We start from the raw sequence: 17,900 nt of genomic DNA on the forward strand, positions 1-17,900 counted from the left end.
TTATATACTTTAAACAATTAAAAATGAAAAAGAATAATTCAATAATCATAGGTTCTGGAGTTATAGGGAGTTATTTAGCAAAATTTCTATTATCAAAAAGACAAAAGATTATAGTAACTTCAAGAAAAAGAAAAAAGGCTTATACAAATTATAATAAATTAAATATTGAAAATAAAATAATATTTGAGAAGTTAAATTTTTTAAAAAAAGACGAAATATTAAAACTTTTAAAAAAATATACTCCAAAAAATATATTTTACTTTTCTGGGCAAAGCTCTCTTACAAAAAGTATCAAGCTTAAAAAAGTAACCAATGATTCTAATTATATTGGTGCTAAAAAGATTTTGGAAATTCTTCATAAATATGAATTAAAAACAAATTTTTATAAGGCTAATTCAGGATATATATTTGAACCAAATAAAGGATTGGTTAATATAAAATCTAAAATTTCAAAAAATAATAATCCTTATATTCAATCACAAATTAAGGCTCATAAAGAAGTCAAAAAATTCAGAAAAAAAGGAGTTAATTGCTCTAGTATATTTTTTTTACAAGTTGAATCTCCATTAAGAAATAATGATTTTTTTATAAAAAAAATTTGTACACATGCTAAGTTAAAAAAAAATATTACTGTTGGTAATCTTAATACGATACGAGATTATTCCTGGGCTCCAGAAATTGTTGAAGGCATTTATCATCTTACCAAAATTAAACCTAGAGATTTGATGTTATCAAGCGGTCAGGGAATTTCTGGCTATGAAATTTTAAAAACTGCCTATGAACAAAATAAACTTGATTACAGAAAATATTTTTCAATTAATAAAAAATTTATTAGACCTGATGAAGTTGAAGTAATGATGGGATCAAAAAAAAATTATGAAATATTAAATAAAAAATTTAAATATCAAATAAAAATTGGTGGTGCAAAATTAGTCAAGAAGATTTTTAACTCAATATGAAAACATGTATATACTTAAGCTATAAAGGTTTAGGTGCAAATTTATTACACCTTGCTTACTGTCATGAGATAGCTCAAAAATATGGTCCTGTCACGATTATTACATTGTGCAATAATTTAGAGGCTGCTTTAAAGGATGACCCATTAATTGATAAAATTATCTTTATAAATAAGTATCATAAAAGATTTATTGATATCTTAAGGTTAAGAAACTTTTTTAACTCTTTTAATTTTGATCAAATCTTTATTTTTTATCCAAGTGTAAGAATTTATCTAGCCTCAGTTTTATCTAATATTAAGAAAGTTTTTTGCTATCCATTATTCAAGAAAAATAAATTACATTTGGTTGATGCTGCAAAAAAATTCACTGAAAAATCTTTGGGAATAACTGATTGCTCAACTGAAACAAACTATTTCATTAAAGAAAATAAGATACAAAATATAAAAAAAAACATAGACACAAAAAAATTTACAATTGTTATTGGAGCTGGATCTTCTGGACCTACAACAAAGTGGGGTGCTAAAAATTATTCCAACTTGATAAACAAACTCAACAATAATGGAGATTATTATTTTTTTATTCTTTGTGGTCCAAAGGATAAAGATTTGTCCAATGAAATTACAAATAATATTAAAAGTAATAACTATGTTTCATTATACGATAAAAAGATAGAAGAAGTTATTCCATTTCTATGTTCGGCCAACATGTATGTTGGTAATGATTCATTTGGATCTCATATAACAGTTCAGTCAGGAATAAAAAGTTTAGTAATACTCTTAGATTCTCCTAAAGCATACACAGATTATAGTAAAAATTATCAGAGAATATTTCCAGAAAATATTAAAATTGAAAATATAACTCATGGATCAAATTTAAACCCAAACGATGTATCTGTTGAGAAAGTCTATCAAGAAATTCTTAATAATAAATTCTAGACTAAATTTTTTAAAACTACTTCCTTTGCTTCGTTTACAATCATCGATAATCTTGTGGTCTCTGGTGAAATATCAGGATGTATTTTTTTTTGGATTTTTATGTATGCTTTTTGAACATCATCTTTAGTAATTTTTTTTTTAATATCTAAGTTTAAGATCTTATAAGCCTCTTCTATAGTTATTGTGGAAGAATTTTTAATATTTTGATTTTGGTTAAATGAAAATCTCCCAGAGTTTCTAAGTGTTTGTATAAGTCTAAATAAACCAATTAATTGAAATATTGAAAACCCCTTTAGTTTAACTAAAGCTAAGCTAAGCAAAGTAAGTGGTATACTTAACAAAAACTTGCCAGCAACAAAAAGCAATATTGCCAAAATTATTAAACCTAAAAAAATTAATTTTCTTAAATGTTTTGATATTTTTTTTGATGAAGTATTCGCTACTAATTTAAGTAAAAAGTAAGTAATTCCCAAAAAAATTAGTGTATAAATAATAATATTCATATATTTAATTTGTATCCATGAAAATACCACATCTTAAAAAAAAATCAGAAATAAAAACGTGCCATAACATTAGTTGGGAAGATGATTATAGTTGGATACATCAAGATGATATCTTGGAGGTTTTAAAGGATAGCAAAAAATTAAACCCTGAAGTCAGAAAATATCTTGAAGAAGAAAACTCTTATACTGATTTTCACTTATCAGATACCAAGACCATTCAAAAAAAATTATTTGATGAAATCAAAGGAAGAATAAAATTAGATGATGAGTCTTTACCTTTTAAAGATTTTGATTATGAATATTGGTCAAAAACAACTACCAAAGGAAATTATTCCATAAAATTAAGGAAAAAAATCGGAACTAACAATATTGAAGAAATTTGGAATGGAGATGAAGAAAAAGAAAAACTAAAAGTAGAATACTTTGGTGTTGGAGATTTGGAGGTTAGTTTTAATGACAAATATTTGGGATACTCTTTAGATACAAAGGGTTCTGAATATTACACAATATATATTAGAGATATAAATACAAAAAAATTAGTTACTGAAAAGATTGAGGAAACATCAGGTAGCATAACTTTCAGTTTAGATGATCAGTATGTTTTTTATTCAAAACTTGATGAAAATCATAGACCAAGAAAAATTTATAGACACAAATTAGGTACTAAAGTTAGTGAAGATCAATTAATTTTCGAAGAAAAAAGTGAAGCCTTTACGGTTGGAATTGGTTTAAGTGCAGATGATAAATATTTCTTTATCAACTCTTCAGACCATAATACATCTGAGCAATATTACTTTGATGTTAATGAAAAAGATCCCAAACCTAAATTAATAAAAAAAAGACAAAGAGGAATTCTTTATTCTGTCAATTCTTGGGATGGTAAATTTTACAATCATACTAATGAAAATGCTGAAGATTTTAAAATAGACATAAGTAATAGTTTGGAAAAACCAGACTGGAAAACCTTTATTGCTGCAAAAGATGAGGTTCTAATTGGAGGTTTAACATTCTTAAAAAATTGGATCATTAGATCTGAAACTTCAGATGCTTTAGATAAATTATTTGTAAAAAATATTACAACTGGAATAGAAGAAGAATTAATTTTTTCTGATGAAACTGTATATGTTCCTGGTGCCTCTTTGATGCAAAGAGATAAAAATACAGATGAGATATATATAAGTTATTCTTCACCCAAGACGCAGTCTAGAGTTTATTCTTATAACTTAAGCACAAAAGAAAAAAAATTAGTTAAAGAACAAGAGATCCCATCCGGTCATAATCCTGATGACTACATTGTAGAAAGAGTAGATTGTAAATCACACGATGGAAGACTGGTTCCTCTTACAATTACAAGACACAAAAATACTAAAATGGATGGAAGTGCTCAATTGCTACTTTATGGTTATGGATCATATGGGAGTTCTATGAGCCCTAGTTTTTCTACTACTAGATTAAGTTTGATTAATAGAGATATCATCTGGGTTACAGCCCATATTAGAGGGGGTATGGAAAGAGGTATGAAGTGGTGGAAAGAAGGAAAGCTGCTGAATAAAAAAAATACTTTTGAAGATTATATTGCTTCTGCAAAATACTTAATTGAAAATAAATATACTTCAAAAAATCAAATAATAGGTATGGGTGGCTCCGCAGGTGGTCTTCTTATGGGTGCTGTAGTTAATCAAGCCCCGGAATTATTTCTAGGAATTATAATGGCAGTACCATTTGTAGACTCTCTGACAACTAATCTAGATCACTCTTTACCTTTAACAGTTGGAGAATTCGATGAGTTTGGAAATGCAAAAGATAAAAAAGATCACTTTGATTATATTTATTCTTATGCTCCCTATAATAATATTAAGAAAATGGATTATCCTCATATGTTGATCACAACAAGTTTAAGCGACAACAGAGTATTGTTTGATGAACCAGCAAAATTTACTGCCAAACTAAGAGAATATAAAACTGATAATAATTTATTGCTTTTAAAAACTGAAATGAACGCAGGTCATGGTGGTAAATCAGGTAGAGATGGGGCTATAGAAGAAATTGCACTAGATTATGCATTTGCATTAAAAATTTCTAAAAAAATTTAGTCGTCCTATCTTGAAATTTTTAGCATAATTCCTAAATAACATACGTAAGTCGCCTAATGGGGCTTACTAAATTAACCTTGCTAACAAAGGAGGAAACTATGACAAGTAGGGATCTATCTATATTTAACACTCTAAGACCTTTTTCAATTGGATTTGACGATATGTTTGACCAATTTGAAAATATGTTGGGAAATGGAGGGTTAACTATGCAGTCCAATTATCCACCGTACAACATTAGAAAAACTGGAAAAGACAACTACGCTATTGAAGTTGCTTTAGCTGGTTTTAATAAAAATGATGTAGAGGTGGAGTTTGAAGACAATTTATTAACTGTAAGAACTAAACAGGTTGATAAATCTGAGGACAAATCTGATGATGGTGAAATTATTCATAAAGGTATTTCACAAAGACAATTTGCAAGATCATTTACAATCGCTGAGGATGTGAAAGTTAATGGTGCTGAATTAAAAGATGGTCTTTTAACAATTGCCTGTGAAAGAATTGTACCTGAATATAAAAAGAAAAAACTTATTGAAATTAAATAAGTAAAAACCTTACTTGTGGGGTACATTCCCCACAAGTATTAAGTTTTTAAAAACAACCGTTTGAAACAAAACCAATCACTATAGAATTAGAATCTACCTCAAATCTTCTTTCGCAAAGTATTCCATATTTTTTGGTGTTGTAAACAAGCTCTAAGTTACCTTTATCATTTTTAAAATCTTCATCTGGCTTACCTAATTCCATTTGCAAATTGCTTGAAGTTTTTCCAATGTATTCACTTAACTTAGCATTTTCTTTTTCAACAATTGCGTCTGTTTTATTTTTGATTGTTTGACAGCCGGCAACAAGAGTTAAAAAAAATAAGCTTATTAAAATAAATTTTAATTTATGCATGCTTCAATGATAACACTCAAAATATGGCATAAATATAAACTTATAAGTTGAAATATGTTGATAAACTTAGATTTTTAAGAGTAATTTCTTAATTAATCTAATATTAGTCCATCTTAATCTTAGGAGGATCAATGTTAGAAAAATATTTCGACTATAAAAAACACAAGACCGATTTTAAAACAGAAGTAATAGCTGGTGTAACAACATTTTTGACAATGGCTTACATTATGTTTTTAAATCCATTTATACTATCAGGTGAATTTGCTGGACCAGAAAAAGGGTTCTTTGAATTTGGAGCAGTATACACGGCAACAATTGTTGCAACAGCGCTTGCTTGTTTCATAATGGCATTTTATGGAAAAACATGGCCGATAGGTTTGGCGCCAGGTATGGGAATTAATGCATTCGTTGCATTTGGTGTTTGTGCTGGAATGGGCTATACGCCTCAAGAAGCTTTAGGAGCTGTACTAGTTGCTGGGGTTTTATTCTTAATCATTTCATTAACACCTATCAGAGCGTGGTTAATTAATTCAATTCCAAGAAGTTTAAAATTAGGAATTGGCGCTGGTATAGGATTATTCTTAGCAATAATTGGACTTCAGATCATGGAAGTTGTTGTTGATAACCCAGTAACATTAGTTCAATTAGGTGACTTGAGTGATCCCCTTGTTCTATTGGGTTGTGCAGCATTTATTTTGATGGTTGTTCTTGAAAAAATGAAAGTTAAGGGAAATATCATTATTGGTATTTTACTATTCAGTATTATTGCATGGGCTACTGGACTTGCTAAATTTAATGGAATTGCAAGCTCACCACCTCCAATGACTTATCTATTTGATTTTGATTTATCAGCAGCATTAACAGCTGGTATGACAACTGTAGTGTTTACTTTATTATTTGTTGATTTCTTTGATACTGCAGGAACATTAACTTCAGTAGCAAACGTTGCTGGTAAGGTTGATAAAAATGGTAAAGTTAAAGACATTGAAAAAGCGATGATGGCTGACAGTGTTGGAACTGTAGCGGGTGCAATGATGGGAACAACAACTGTAACTAGTTATGTTGAGTCTGGTGCTGGTGTAAAAGCTGGTGGAAAAACAGGAATGACCTCTTTAGTAATTGGTCTTCTGTTTTTAGCTTGTATATTCTTTGCTCCTTTAGCAACAAGTTTACCTAAGCAAATTGATGGTGCAGCTTTAGTATTTGTTTCTGTTCTTTTTGTTAGAAACATAACTGATATTGAATGGGATGATATTGGTGAAGCAGCTCCTGCTATTCTTGCTATGATTGCTATGCCGTTAACATATAGTATTAGTAATGGTATTGCTTTAGCATTTGTATCATACGCATTAATCAGATTATTTACTGGTAAGTTTTCTTCAACTTCACCAGCGATATGGATTATTGCAATTTTGAGTGTTGTAAGTTTTGCAGTTGCTTAAAATATAATTTTTAGGGCTGGAATTATTCCAGCCCTATTTATTTTTCTTAATTATTTCTTCCATAGACATCTCTTCATAATGTTCCGTAGGCTGAACAATCCATGGATCTGAATCAAGTTTTACTGGACAAAAATCTGGCTCAAATGTGGATGATTTTTTTTTCCATAAACAGGCTGTTTTAACTTCATTTATATAATCTTTAGTTGGTTCATAATTCTTTAACCACTCAATACTTTTGTTTAAAGTTAATCCTGTGTCAGATAAATCATCTACTAATAAAACTTTATTAAAATCTTTATTCTCAGCTAAAGAACTAATTTCTCTTGCAAACATTAATTGACCCTGTTTATCTTCCATTCCTTTTCCTGAATAACTTTGGATAACTATATAAGCTATAGGTAATTTTAAAATTCTAGAGAGGATATCTAGTATAGGAGCAGCCCCTCTCATAATGCCTACTAGTACTGTTGGCTTATAATTATTGTGAATTTCTATTGCTAGTTTTTCTACAATTTTTGTATACTGATCAAAAGTGATAATTAATTTCTCTGCCATAAAATTCATTATCATATAAAAAATTATTTAAAAAGGAGAAATAATGAAAGCCTACTGGATCGCTTTATACAAAAGAATAGATAGCCAAGAAAATTTAAAAAATTATGGGGCAAAAGTTACTGGAATAATAAAAAGTTATGGAGGAAAGCCCCTTGTAAGAGGTGGAAAATTTGAAACTTTAGAGGGTGAAACTTACCCAAGAACTGTAATTTGGGAATTTCCAAATTATGAGCAAGCTATGAAGTGTCACGATTCTAAAGAGTATCAAGATGGTTGGGCTATAGCTAGAGATACTACTGAGCGAAACCTACAAATAGTAGAAGGTTTTAGTACTGAATAGGTTCTGGATCTATGCTTCTCCATAAATACCAAGTTGCAACTGAACAGTATGGACTAAATCTTTTGTTTAATAATTTTACATAAGATTCAGGTGGTAGATATTTTTTTTTATAATTTTTTGAAATTCCTCTTAAAAGACCAATATCTTGTATAGGCCAAATATTTGACCGATTATAAGTAAACAATAAAATCATTTCAGCTGACCATCTTCCAATTTGTCTTAACTGAGATAAATAAATAATAGCCTCTTCATCTGACATCTTGGGAATTAATCTAGGATTAAATGATTTATCTAATATTTGTTTAGCCAAACTTTTTATTCCCCTAACCTTTTGTCCACTTAATCCACAGCTTTTAAGTTGGACAGAAGAAAGTTTAGAGACTGTTTTTGCATTAATCTTATTTTTACATTTCTTTTTAAATTTCAAAAAAACTGAGTTAGCTGCAGCAACACTGATTTGTTGTCCAATGATACTCTTGCATAATGAAAAAAATATATCTTTTCTAGATGTAAGCACAGCCTCTGAAGGAGATTTATATTTATTTATCAATGATGACATTACTTTATCTTTATTGGATAAATATTTTTTTGCCGTATTCCAATATTTTGGTTTTTTATTCATGTCTAGTCGTTGATGGTATTTTTTGTTTATGATAAATTTCTCTTCTAAAAATTATAAGAGATGCAAGAACTACAAGCGATGCACCAATTAGTGTTTTTATAGTTGGTATCTCATTCCAAATAAAATAACCAAAAAATATAGCAAATACCAAAGCTAAATATTTTAAAGGTGCTACCAAAGATACTTCTGAAAGTTTATATGATTGAGTTAAAAATAAATTTGCAGAACCTCCTGTTACTCCAATTAAAGCTAAAAGAATAAAGTCTTGAAAATTTGGCATTTTCCATCCCATTGGAATTGTGGCCAAGCCAGCAATTGAAATAGTAATTGTAAAAAAAATTGATATAAGCCAAATAGGTTCTGTTGTTGATAGCTTTCTAATTGTGATGGTTACAAAAGCCATTCCAATACAAAATATTAGAGGAAGGAAATAAAGATAATTCATACCCTTAAAGCCAGGCTCAGCAATTATAATAACACCTATAAATCCAATTAAGACAGCTAACCATCTAAAAATACCCACTTTTTCACTTAATAGAAAAATTGATAATACAGTAATAAATAATGGTGCCGCATACGACAGGCTGACAACGACTGCCAAAGGAAGTTCTCTTAACGCAACAACTATTGCTATCAAGGCCATTAAACCCATAAGGCATCTGAATAAATGTTCTTTTGATCTTTCAGTTGTATAAAAAGTTTTTAATTTACCTTTTGGAATTAAAAAATATGTGGGCAACAGACCAAAAAAGCCTCTAAAAAATAAAACTTCCCCAGTTGGATAGTCGCTTGACCATTTTACCAGCAAATCCATAACAGAAAAGGTGCATACAGATAGAAACATGTACAAAAAACCTAATTGATTTTTAGTTAGCATAGCAATAATTTGTAAATCAAATTAAAGTATAATCAATGGAAATAGCAGTATTAGGATTGGGATGTTTTTGGGGGCCAGAAATTAAGTTTAGTAAACTTGAGGGAGTTATTAAAACTGAAGTTGGCTATTGTGGAGGTGACAGCAAAACAGTCACTTACAAAGAGGTATGTACTTGTAATACAAATCATGCAGAAGTTGTTAAGTTAGATTTTGATCCTAAAATTATCTCTTATGAAAAGATTTTAAATTTCTTCTTTGAAATTCATGACCCTACAACCTTAAATTCACAAGGACCTGATTTTGGGACACAATATAGAAGTGAAATATTTTACCTAAGTGACAGACAAAAAGAAATTGCTGAGAGTGTTATAAAAAAAGTAAATTTAAAATTATCAGGAAATGTTGTAACAAAATCTTCTTTATTAAAAAATTATTGTCCAGCAGAAGAATATCATCAGAGATATTTAGAAAAAAGATAATATGTCTTTAGTTGATACAAATTGGTTAGAAAAAAATTTTGATAAAGTAAAAATTATTGATTGCTCATGGCACATGCCTCAGACAGAACGTAATGGTTTTGATGAATACAAAAACATTCATATTAAAAATGCAATTTTTTTTGATTTAGATAAAAACTCTAAAAAAGATACTGATCTACCTCATATGTTAACTGATGCTAAGTCATGGGAAAATATTGTGTCTAGCATGGGAATTAAAAATGATGATCAAATAGTTATCTATGATAATTCAGATGTAATTAGTTCGTGTAGATGTTGGTATAATTTTATCTATTTTGGTCACAATCCAGAATTAATCCATGTATTAGATGGTGGATTAAAAAAATGGATTAAAGAAGATAAAGCAACCACTAGTGATATAATTAAGATTATTCCCACTAACTATATTGCAAATGAAAAAAGAGAGTTAGTAAAAGATATAAACCAAATTAACAAAAATATTTTAGAAAACGATTTTAATGTTATTGATGCAAGAAGTTTAGAAAGATTTGAAGGTAAAGTTCCTGAGCCAAGAAAAGGATTGCGAAGTGGCTCAATCAAAAACTCTTTTTGTCTACCTTTCTCTGAACTTATAAATGAAGATCATACATTTGTTAGTAAAGAAAAGATTCTTGAAAAATTTAAATCAACTGGATATGAGATGGGTAAAAACATTGTATTTACATGTGGTTCTGGTGTTACCGCTTCAGTTTTGGCTCTTGCTTATTCTTTGATAGATAATAAATATATGCCTAATATTTACGACGGATCATGGAGTGAATATGGAAAAAATTAAAATATGAAAAGATCTACAAAAATTGGAACTGCAATCCTTGCCTTCTTTTTAATCATTACAATAGTAATTGTTGGAAGAACAATGATAGGAAATCATTTTAAAAAAAAATTTAGCAAAAGACCTCCTCCAGGAATAATAGTAACTGAGGTTGTAGCAAAAAATTTCTCTCAAAAAGTTTCAACTTATGGAACAGCAATTCCTTTTAGAACTAAATCATATAAAATTGAAAAATATGAAATAGTTAACCCAATAGAATTCAATAGAAAATTGAAAAAAGGTGATTTAATAACAAAATTAAAAACTAGAAATTTAATAGCATCTTTTGATGGAGTGGTGACTAAAAGAGATTTTTCAAATGATATTAAAGTTTCTGAAAGTTCTCTTTTAATACAACTAGAAGATACTTCGATAATTTATGTAGATGTAGATATTCCTGAGCTTTACGCAAGTTTTATTAAAGAAAATTTAAATGTTGATGTTAAATTTTCAGGTAATAGTGAAAAAATTTATTCAGGTGTTGTTGACTCAACAGCTGGCAGGATTGATGTGGATACAAGATCTTTAGCTATAAGAATAAAATTAGAAAATGATAATTTTGAAATTTTACCAGGTTCTCTTTTGGAGATTATAGTTAAATATAATGAGAGAAATTCCATGAGTATTCCGGATACAAGTTTAATCATGGAAGGTAACAAAACTTATGTTTATAAAGTTGCAGAAGATAATGTGACTAATAAAACTGAAATTGTTATTGGAATAAGAGATTCTGGTTTTATTGAAGTGGTTTCAGGTTTAGCTAATGGAGATAACATTGTAGCTGAGGGTTTAAAAAAAGTTAGACCAAGAGGCAAAATTAAACCAATTAAAAAATAATGTTTATAACTGACGTAAGTATAAGAAGACCAGTTGTTGCTTGGGTAATGTCTCTTATATTAATTGTTTTTGGAATATTTGTTTTTTCACAATTGCCAGTAAGAGAACTACCCGAGGGCTTACAACCACCTGTAGTTCAAGTTAAAGTAGACTACAAATCTGCATCAGCTCCTATAATTGATCAGGAAGTAACACAAGTAATAGAAGACGTAATAGGTGGAGTAGAAGGAATAAAAAATATTAACTCAACATCAGAAAATGGGAGTAGTTCAATTAATGTTGAATTTAATCCTGATATAGATCTTGATAATGCTGCTAATGATATAAGAGAAAGAGTTGCAAGAGTTGTCGATAGATTGCCAAGTGAAGCAGCAGCGCCTCAAATACTTAAACAATCAGCAGGATTTTCAACCACTATGTGGCTGGCCGTATCTTCAGCAACCTGGAGTGATTTAGAGCTTGGAGATTATGTTGAAAGATATTTAGTAGATCAATTTTCAAGTGTTAAAAATGTTGGAACAATCTCAACTGGTGGCTTAAGAGATTTAAGTGTTAGGATCTGGATTGATCCAATTAAACTTGCTGCAAATAATTTAACTATTCAAGAAGTTGAAGGAGCAATAAGGAAAGAAAATGTCAGCCTACCCGCAGGAACATTAGAAGCTACCAACATAGATTTAATACTAAATTTAGATAAGTCATATAACGATATAGAAAAACTAAAAACATTACCTATTAAAAAAAATCAAAATAGTGTTGTAAGACTTTCAGATATTGCCAATGTTGAGTTAGGCCCAGTTTCAGAAAAAAATCTTTTTAAAGCTCAAAGTAAAGATGCTTTAGATTTAAAGACAGTTGGAATTGGTATTTATGCAAAAAGTGGCGCTTCAACTGTAGAGCTTTCTAAAGAAATAAGTAAAAAAATTGAAGAAGTTAAAAAAACATTACCAGATGATCTAAATATAGAAGTAGCTTTTAACAGAGCAACATATGTGGGTACAGCTATCGATGAAGTATACAAAACTTTAATCATCGCTTTTATACTTGTAGTTATTATTATTTATTTATTCTTAGGTAATATAAAAGCTGTAATTGTACCAGCAGTTGCACTACCTGTGAGCTTAATAGCATCGTTTTTGGGTCTTTATTTGTTTGGTTTATCAATAAACATATTTGTCTTATTAAGTTTTATTTTAGCAATTGGAATAATTACTGACGACTCGGTCATAATGACAGATGCAATTTATAGAAGAATTGAAAATGGAGAGAGCCCATTAATTGCAGCTTACAAAGGGTCAAAACAAATCAGCTTTGCAATCATTGCAACAACTTTAATTCTAGTTGCGGTATTTATTCCTTTAATTTTCATAGATGGAATTGCAGGAACATTATTTAGAGAAACAGCAATAGCATTATCTGTTTCGGTTGCGGTGTCCTCTTTTGTTGCTCTTACACTATCACCTATGTTAGCAAGTAAGTTTTTAAAGAAAGAGCCAAAACAAAATTTTATAGTTACTAAATTTGATAAATTTTTTAAATCATTGTTAAAATTTTATGAAGAAACATTGGGGTATTGGCTAAATAAGAAAAAAATTATAATTTCATTTATTGTCTTCACTATTATTATTTCTGGTGTTTTGTTTAGTATTACAAAAAAAGAATTATTACCCTTAGAAGACCGAGGGGTTTATCTTGTTCTTGGATTTACAGATGAAGGAAGTTCTTTTGAATATACTGAAAAAAGAGCAGAAGATGTTGAAAAAAGATTAATTCCCCTTCTTCAAGCTGAGGATAGTCCATATAAAAGATTTATAATGAGAGTGCCAGGCTTTGGTAGTAATAAAAATTCTTTTAATAGCTTTATAATAATTGCATTATTGGATGAATGGGCTGAACGAGATAAAAGTTCACAAACAATAATGAGAGAAGCAATTGGAAAAATTGTGACTGTTCCTGAAACAGTAGCTTTTCCAATATCACCTCAATCAATTAGAGTTTCTAGTTACAATAAACCTGTTCAAATGGTTATATTGGGCAGCACTTATGAGGAGTTAGAGGAAATACAGTCTAAAGTTATCAATAAATTAAGACAAAATAAAAATTTATCTAGAATAGAATCTGACTATTCTAGAGACAAACCAGAGGTCAAATTAGTAATTAATAAAAATAAAGCTAAAGATTTAAGTGTGTCTACTGACTCAATTGGCAAAACCTTAGAAACCCTTTACGGTGGAAAAACTGTAACAAAATTTAATAGACTTGGTAAAGAATACCCAATTATACTTCAACAATACTTGGCAGATAGACGATCGCAAGAAGGCCTTTCTAAAATATTTGTTAGATCTGAAAGCTCTGGTAAACTTATATCTTTATCAAATTTAGTAGAGTTCAGTGAAATTGGATCTGCAAAAAAATTAGCAAGATATAACAGGCAGAGAGCTGTAACAATATCTGCAAATATATCGGAATCTTATACACTTACAGAAGCAATTGCATATTTAGAAGAAACAATGGAAGAAATTGGCTCTTCTAATCAAATTGCATGGAAAGGTAAATCAGAAGAAATAAAAGAAACTAGTAATGAACTATTTATTATTTTTGGATTAGCATTTCTAACTGCGTACCTAGTAATGGCTGCAACCTTTAATTCATTTATTCATCCATTTATTATTATGTTAACTGTTCCACTTGCTTTGTTTGGAGGTTTAGTCTTTATATTATTCTTGAACAGTTCTATTAATATCTTCTCACAAATAGCGCTTGTCATACTAATTGGAATATCAACTAAAAATAGTATTCTAATTGTTGATTATGCCAATCAGTTAAGAACAGCTGGAAAAAATATAGAAACATCTGTTAAAGAAGCTTGTCAATTAAGATTTAGACCCATAATGATGACGTCAATAAGCACAATGATAGCAATGATGCCATTGGTTATAGGAAATATTGGGCCAGGCGCAGGTGAAGCTTCAAGATTAGCAGTGGGTGCAACTATTCTGGGAGGAATGATTATATCAACATTTTTTACATTATATGTAACGCCAACCATGTATTTGGTGTTAGCAAAGAATACGAAACGAATTGATGCTGTTGATATTGAGCTAAAAAAACAACTTCGTTAAAATATAATATATTTATTTTTATTTAATCTTTTCTGGCAATCTTGTAATTGTGATTTGTATTTATTAGATTGTTTTTCTACTTTTTTAGCTAAACCTATAACTTTCTGATTATTCTTATAATCTTTATAACCACCCCACCCTTCATGATACGCAAGATACTGTCTAAAGGCATCTTTCTTAGAAATTTTTAAAAGAGATTCAGTTTTATCGGTATACCAACCAATAAAATCAACACTATCTTTAAATCTTGTTCTTGTTGCTAATTTATTTCCTGTTTCATTTTTATACTGCTCCCAAGTTCCCTTTACTGCTTGTGAATATCCAAATGAACTAGAGGGCCTCTTAAATGGTATAATCTTAAATAATTTTTGCCTTGGCGGTTTAGCTAGCCAATCAAAGTCTGATTCCATCTTAATTATAGCTAACTGAATATAAATTGGGGTTCCCCATTTTTGTTCAGTTTTCTTTGCATGTTTATACCAAAGATATCTTTCATTAAAAATTGAGCAACTATTTGAGGTATTTTGAGGTATTGAGGAGCAGCCAGCTATAAAAATAATTAATAGTATTAAAAAATGATTTTTAAGTTTTGACATACCTAATTACAATCTTATAGATAAGTATAACTAATATTACACCTACAATATTTCCAAATAAATCACTCATCTCAAATCCACGATTTGGAATGATAATGTGAAATAGTTCTAAAAAAATTGATAATAGAATTAAATAAACACTTAAAAGATTAATCTTTTTTGTATTATGAAAAGAAAGTACCCCTAAGCTTGTAAGTAAAAGAAAAGCATAGAAATGGTTTGATGAAATTATAAAATCTTGAGTAATTTGTGGTTGTTTATAACAATCATTATACAAAAAGCATCCGAGAATACTGCCTGGGAATAAATAAAATATTATCAATATTATATTAGAAGAATAAAACCCAATTCTAGAAAAGTTTTTTAATTTATTCATAATAATCTTATTTATTTTATTTATTTTATTTATTTTATCAGTTATCAGAATATATCAAATGACTCATTTAATTTTAGTAAGACATGGTCAAAGTGAATGGAATCTTGAAAAAAGATTTACAGGCTGGGTAGATGTTGACCTTACAGGGCAAGGTAAATTGGAAGCCTGTAAAGCTGGAGAGTATATTAAGGAAACTAAAATTGATATTGATTATTTTTATTCATCATTTCAGTTAAGGGCTATCAATACACTAAAATTTATTCAGGACACATTAAGAGATAAAAGAGAACCAGTTAAAGCTTGGCAATTAAATGAAAGACATTATGGAGCTTTAACGGGGCTAAATAAAGATGAAATGAAAGAAAAGCTTGGTGAAGATAAAATACATGCTTTTAGAAGATCTTGGGATATTAAACCAGATCCATTAAATAGAAATAATCCGTATCACCCGTTAAATATAGAGGTTTATAAAAGTATTCCAAAAGAAAATATTCCTGACACCGAGTCCCTTAAAGATACCTACGATAGAGTAATGAAGTTTTATATTGATGAAATTCAAATGAAACTAAAAAATGATAAAAACATTTTAATTTCAGCTCATGGGAATTCTATAAGAGCGTTATGCAAATTTTTATTTAAATTAGACAATCAAAGGATAACATTACTCGAAATACCAACAGGCAATCCACTTTTGATAAATTTAGATTCAAAGCAAAATATTAAAGAATGCACTTACCTAGATCAAGATAGAGCTAAGGACTTGTTAGTTTTTTAATAATTTTTTGTAAATATTGAGATCTGTTAAATGTCTAAAGTCTTCAAAACTCTCAAAACCATATAAATCGTCTTTATCAATTAATTTATTCCAAATATTTGAAATGGAAAAATTGCCTACCTCATAAGAATCAAATAAACTCTTATTTATGATTTGGCACCCTGTATAAATTAAGTGATTAAGTTCATCTTTTTTTATAATATTTTTTTTAAGATTGAAATCACCCTTCAAATTTTTGTCAAAACTCAAGTTTTCATTAGCTAATAAAAGTATATTTTTAATTTTATTTAAAAAATAAAATTTCTCCATATCTTTAATATATTTTTTGTAATTCTCATTCCATACGGTATCTGGATTAAATATCATAAAATCTGTTTCATTAGATGAATTTATTAAATTTAAAATTCCACCTCCCGTATCTAAAATATTTGAGCCATCATTTATTATTTTAATTTCTAAATTAAATTTCTTATTATTAAGAAATTTTTCAATTTTTTCACTTAGGTAAAATGTGTTAATTAAAATCTTATTAATTCCCAAAGAGTGTATTAAATTAATACAATTTTCTAATAAAGTTATTTCATTTATCCTTAGTAAAGGCTTAGGGGTTCTCAGTGTTATTGGATTTAAGCGTTTACCATATCCAGCACATAAAATTAATGCAGTTTTAATCTTCATTTCTGATTTCTTATTTTTTTGGAAAAATTAAGCTCTAATAAGCTTTTGAGCTCAGAAAATTTTTTATTGTTGGAAATTCTTAATTCAATTAACTTCCAGGCATAGGGAATTAATTTCAAATATTGCTTTTTCTTATCTCTCATGGCCAATCTAGTGAATATTCCAATGATTTTCATATTTCTTAAAATGGACAATATTTCAAAATCACTTAATAACGTAGCCTTGTTAACTCTTTTTTTATTTAGTTTTAGATAATAACGATAAATTTTATTTTTAAATATTTCATCTGTCCTAAATCTAACATCATCAATTAGGGAAGCTAAATCATAAGCCCTATTTCCAATTAAAGCATCCTGTGAGTCGATAACTCCTATTTTATTTTTGAACTTCATTAAATTCGATACATGAAAATCTCTATGAACAAAAACTTTTTCTTTTGATTGAAGGTGCGTTAGTAAAAACCTAATTTGTTTTTTTATATCAATTTTAAACTTGGCTAGTTTATTTTGTTTTACAAATTTTTTTGCATACCATTCACAAAATAAATTTGCCTCATTGAATAATTTAACATTATCATAAATAGGAATTTTATAAGTTTTACCTTTAAAGTTTTTAGATCGATTTTGTTTAATTTTTTGAATCACTCCAAGTAAATCAATAGATTTTTTATAGAGAGTTTCTTTTTGGTTTTTATTTTTTTTTAATAAACTAAAAACCGAGTCGTCTCCAAAATCTTCAATTTCTATATAATTTTTTTTATAATTTTCGCTATAAAGTTTGGGTGCTAAAACTTTATTTTTAATTAGAAGACTATTTATTGCATCATATATTAGCAAATTTTTCTCTTTTTCCTTAGAAGCAAAAACTATGATTGATTTTTTTTTTGATAATGACTTTCTATAAAAAGATCTAAATGATGCGTCACCTTTAATTTTTTTTAATTTATCATTAGTTTGTAACATCT

19 protein-coding genes are annotated in these 17,900 nt (G+C 28.6%); 11 read left to right on the top strand and 8 right to left on the bottom strand.

Going from position 1 to position 17,900, the window contains the following annotated elements; translation table 11 throughout:
* Positions 1-23: 23 nt before the first annotated feature.
* Positions 24-959, top strand: a complete 936-nt coding sequence (locus tag SAR11_RS00880) for a GDP-mannose 4,6-dehydratase (RefSeq protein WP_011281522.1) — start codon at positions 24-26, stop codon at positions 957-959.
* Entirely contained in the window at positions 956-1,894 is a 939-nt protein-coding gene (locus SAR11_RS00885) for a glycosyltransferase family 9 protein (protein ID WP_011281523.1), read from the top strand. Before SAR11_RS00880 ends, SAR11_RS00885 begins: the two co-directional genes overlap by 4 nt.
* Here the strand turns inward: SAR11_RS00885 and SAR11_RS00890 are convergent.
* Positions 1,891-2,397, bottom strand: a complete 507-nt coding sequence (locus SAR11_RS00890; protein ID WP_011281524.1) for a J domain-containing protein — start codon at positions 2,395-2,397, stop codon at positions 1,891-1,893. The genes SAR11_RS00885 and SAR11_RS00890 overlap by 4 nt on opposite strands.
* A gap of 17 nt (positions 2,398-2,414) precedes the next feature.
* Between SAR11_RS00890 and SAR11_RS00895 the strand changes: the two genes are divergently transcribed.
* Together SAR11_RS00895 and SAR11_RS00900 are read left to right on the top strand one after the other, a co-directional pair.
* Positions 2,415-4,490 carry a S9 family peptidase gene (locus SAR11_RS00895; protein ID WP_011281525.1) on the top strand — a complete coding sequence of 692 codons (2,076 nt, stop codon included), beginning with the start codon at positions 2,415-2,417 and terminating at the stop codon, positions 4,488-4,490.
* Positions 4,491-4,588: 98 nt separating this feature from the next.
* Entirely contained in the window at positions 4,589-5,035 is a 447-nt protein-coding gene (locus SAR11_RS00900; RefSeq protein ID WP_006997730.1) for an Hsp20 family protein, read from the top strand.
* 46 nt (positions 5,036-5,081) lie between these two features.
* Here SAR11_RS00900 and SAR11_RS00905 read toward each other — a convergent pair whose 3' ends face one another.
* Positions 5,082-5,387 (bottom strand): hypothetical protein, encoded by a 306-nt coding sequence (locus tag SAR11_RS00905; RefSeq protein ID WP_011281526.1) that lies wholly within the window; start codon positions 5,385-5,387, stop codon positions 5,082-5,084.
* A 131-nt stretch (positions 5,388-5,518) separates the two neighbouring features.
* On the opposite strand from SAR11_RS00905, the gene SAR11_RS00910 reads away from it, so the two are divergent.
* Entirely contained in the window at positions 5,519-6,829 is a 1,311-nt protein-coding gene (locus SAR11_RS00910) for an NCS2 family permease (RefSeq protein ID WP_011281527.1), read from the top strand.
* Positions 6,830-6,862: 33 nt separating this feature from the next.
* Here SAR11_RS00910 and SAR11_RS00915 read toward each other — a convergent pair whose 3' ends face one another.
* A complete protein-coding gene (locus tag SAR11_RS00915; RefSeq protein ID WP_011281528.1) occupies positions 6,863-7,399 on the bottom strand; it encodes a phosphoribosyltransferase in 537 nt (178 codons plus the stop codon).
* Positions 7,400-7,427: 28 nt separating this feature from the next.
* Here SAR11_RS00915 and SAR11_RS00920 point away from each other — a divergent pair, with 28 nt between their 5' ends.
* Positions 7,428-7,724 (top strand): DUF1330 domain-containing protein, encoded by a 297-nt coding sequence (locus SAR11_RS00920; RefSeq protein ID WP_011281529.1) that lies wholly within the window; start codon positions 7,428-7,430, stop codon positions 7,722-7,724.
* On the opposite strand, the gene SAR11_RS00925 is transcribed toward SAR11_RS00920, so the two are convergent.
* A complete protein-coding gene (locus tag SAR11_RS00925; protein WP_041185768.1) occupies positions 7,711-8,346 on the bottom strand; it encodes a DNA-3-methyladenine glycosylase family protein in 636 nt (211 codons plus the stop codon). The genes SAR11_RS00920 and SAR11_RS00925 overlap by 14 nt on opposite strands.
* On the bottom strand, positions 8,339-9,223 hold the full coding sequence (locus SAR11_RS00930; RefSeq protein WP_011281531.1) for a DMT family transporter: 885 nt from the start codon (positions 9,221-9,223) through the stop codon (positions 8,339-8,341). The genes SAR11_RS00925 and SAR11_RS00930 overlap by 8 nt, the downstream gene beginning before the upstream one ends.
* A 35-nt stretch (positions 9,224-9,258) precedes the next feature.
* On the opposite strand from SAR11_RS00930, the gene msrA reads away from it, so the two are divergent.
* From msrA to SAR11_RS00950, 4 genes are read left to right on the top strand one after another with little or no spacing between them, the layout of a single operon-like run.
* On the top strand, positions 9,259-9,702 hold the full coding sequence (msrA, locus tag SAR11_RS00935; protein WP_011281532.1) for a peptide-methionine (S)-S-oxide reductase MsrA: 444 nt from the start codon (positions 9,259-9,261) through the stop codon (positions 9,700-9,702).
* A gap of 1 nt (position 9,703) precedes the next feature.
* Positions 9,704-10,516 carry a rhodanese-like domain-containing protein gene (locus tag SAR11_RS00940; protein ID WP_011281533.1) on the top strand — a complete coding sequence of 271 codons (813 nt, stop codon included), beginning with the start codon at positions 9,704-9,706 and terminating at the stop codon, positions 10,514-10,516.
* A gap of 3 nt (positions 10,517-10,519) precedes the next feature.
* Entirely contained in the window at positions 10,520-11,389 is an 870-nt protein-coding gene (locus tag SAR11_RS00945; RefSeq protein ID WP_011281534.1) for an efflux RND transporter periplasmic adaptor subunit, read from the top strand.
* Positions 11,389-14,511, top strand: a complete 3,123-nt coding sequence (locus tag SAR11_RS00950) for an efflux RND transporter permease subunit (protein ID WP_011281535.1) — start codon at positions 11,389-11,391, stop codon at positions 14,509-14,511. The genes SAR11_RS00945 and SAR11_RS00950 overlap by 1 nt, the downstream gene beginning before the upstream one ends.
* Here the strand turns inward: SAR11_RS00950 and SAR11_RS00955 are convergent.
* Positions 14,508-15,107, bottom strand: a complete 600-nt coding sequence (locus tag SAR11_RS00955; protein WP_011281536.1) for a lytic transglycosylase — start codon at positions 15,105-15,107, stop codon at positions 14,508-14,510. The two genes, SAR11_RS00950 and SAR11_RS00955, sit on opposite strands and share 4 nt — an antisense overlap.
* A 434-nt stretch (positions 15,108-15,541) precedes the next feature.
* Here SAR11_RS00955 and SAR11_RS00965 point away from each other — a divergent pair, with 434 nt between their 5' ends.
* Positions 15,542-16,258 (top strand): 2,3-bisphosphoglycerate-dependent phosphoglycerate mutase, encoded by a 717-nt coding sequence (locus SAR11_RS00965; RefSeq protein ID WP_011281538.1) that lies wholly within the window; start codon positions 15,542-15,544, stop codon positions 16,256-16,258.
* On the opposite strand, the gene SAR11_RS00970 is transcribed toward SAR11_RS00965, so the two are convergent.
* Entirely contained in the window at positions 16,247-16,936 is a 690-nt protein-coding gene (locus SAR11_RS00970) for a sugar phosphate nucleotidyltransferase (RefSeq protein ID WP_011281539.1), read from the bottom strand. The genes SAR11_RS00965 and SAR11_RS00970 overlap by 12 nt on opposite strands.
* Positions 16,933-17,898: an aminoglycoside phosphotransferase family protein gene (locus SAR11_RS00975; protein ID WP_011281540.1), complete on the bottom strand. Its 966-nt coding sequence runs from the start codon at positions 17,896-17,898 to the stop codon at positions 16,933-16,935. The genes SAR11_RS00970 and SAR11_RS00975 overlap by 4 nt, the downstream gene beginning before the upstream one ends.
* Positions 17,899-17,900 lie beyond the last annotated feature (2 nt).

It is taken from the genome of Candidatus Pelagibacter ubique HTCC1062, assembly GCF_000012345.1.
GTDB classification, from domain to species: domain Bacteria; phylum Pseudomonadota; class Alphaproteobacteria; order Pelagibacterales; family Pelagibacteraceae; genus Pelagibacter; species Pelagibacter ubiqueversans.

Excerpts from the sequence above, each read along its gene's own strand:
- SAR11_RS00880 (WP_011281522.1), top strand. The coding sequence starts at position 24 with ATGAAAAAGAATAATTCAATAATCATAGGTTCTGGAGTTATAGGGAGT.
- SAR11_RS00885 (WP_011281523.1), top strand. The coding sequence starts at position 956 with ATGAAAACATGTATATACTTAAGCTATAAAGGTTTAGGTGCAAATTTA.
- SAR11_RS00890 (WP_011281524.1), bottom strand. The coding sequence starts at position 2,397 with ATGAATATTATTATTTATACACTAATTTTTTTGGGAATTACTTACTTT.
- SAR11_RS00895 (WP_011281525.1), top strand. The coding sequence starts at position 2,415 with ATGAAAATACCACATCTTAAAAAAAAATCAGAAATAAAAACGTGCCAT.
- SAR11_RS00900 (WP_006997730.1), top strand. The coding sequence starts at position 4,589 with ATGACAAGTAGGGATCTATCTATATTTAACACTCTAAGACCTTTTTCA.
- SAR11_RS00905 (WP_011281526.1), bottom strand. The coding sequence starts at position 5,387 with ATGCATAAATTAAAATTTATTTTAATAAGCTTATTTTTTTTAACTCTT.
- SAR11_RS00910 (WP_011281527.1), top strand. The coding sequence starts at position 5,519 with ATGTTAGAAAAATATTTCGACTATAAAAAACACAAGACCGATTTTAAA.
- SAR11_RS00915 (WP_011281528.1), bottom strand. The coding sequence starts at position 7,399 with ATGATAATGAATTTTATGGCAGAGAAATTAATTATCACTTTTGATCAG.
- SAR11_RS00920 (WP_011281529.1), top strand. The coding sequence starts at position 7,428 with ATGAAAGCCTACTGGATCGCTTTATACAAAAGAATAGATAGCCAAGAA.
- SAR11_RS00925 (WP_041185768.1), bottom strand. The coding sequence starts at position 8,346 with ATGAATAAAAAACCAAAATATTGGAATACGGCAAAAAAATATTTATCC.
- SAR11_RS00930 (WP_011281531.1), bottom strand. The coding sequence starts at position 9,223 with ATGCTAACTAAAAATCAATTAGGTTTTTTGTACATGTTTCTATCTGTA.
- msrA (WP_011281532.1), top strand. The coding sequence starts at position 9,259 with ATGGAAATAGCAGTATTAGGATTGGGATGTTTTTGGGGGCCAGAAATT.
- SAR11_RS00940 (WP_011281533.1), top strand. The coding sequence starts at position 9,704 with ATGTCTTTAGTTGATACAAATTGGTTAGAAAAAAATTTTGATAAAGTA.
- SAR11_RS00945 (WP_011281534.1), top strand. The coding sequence starts at position 10,520 with ATGAAAAGATCTACAAAAATTGGAACTGCAATCCTTGCCTTCTTTTTA.
- SAR11_RS00950 (WP_011281535.1), top strand. The coding sequence starts at position 11,389 with ATGTTTATAACTGACGTAAGTATAAGAAGACCAGTTGTTGCTTGGGTA.
- SAR11_RS00955 (WP_011281536.1), bottom strand. The coding sequence starts at position 15,107 with ATGTCAAAACTTAAAAATCATTTTTTAATACTATTAATTATTTTTATA.
- SAR11_RS00965 (WP_011281538.1), top strand. The coding sequence starts at position 15,542 with ATGACTCATTTAATTTTAGTAAGACATGGTCAAAGTGAATGGAATCTT.
- SAR11_RS00970 (WP_011281539.1), bottom strand. The coding sequence starts at position 16,936 with ATGAAGATTAAAACTGCATTAATTTTATGTGCTGGATATGGTAAACGC.
- SAR11_RS00975 (WP_011281540.1), bottom strand. The coding sequence starts at position 17,898 with ATGTTACAAACTAATGATAAATTAAAAAAAATTAAAGGTGACGCATCA.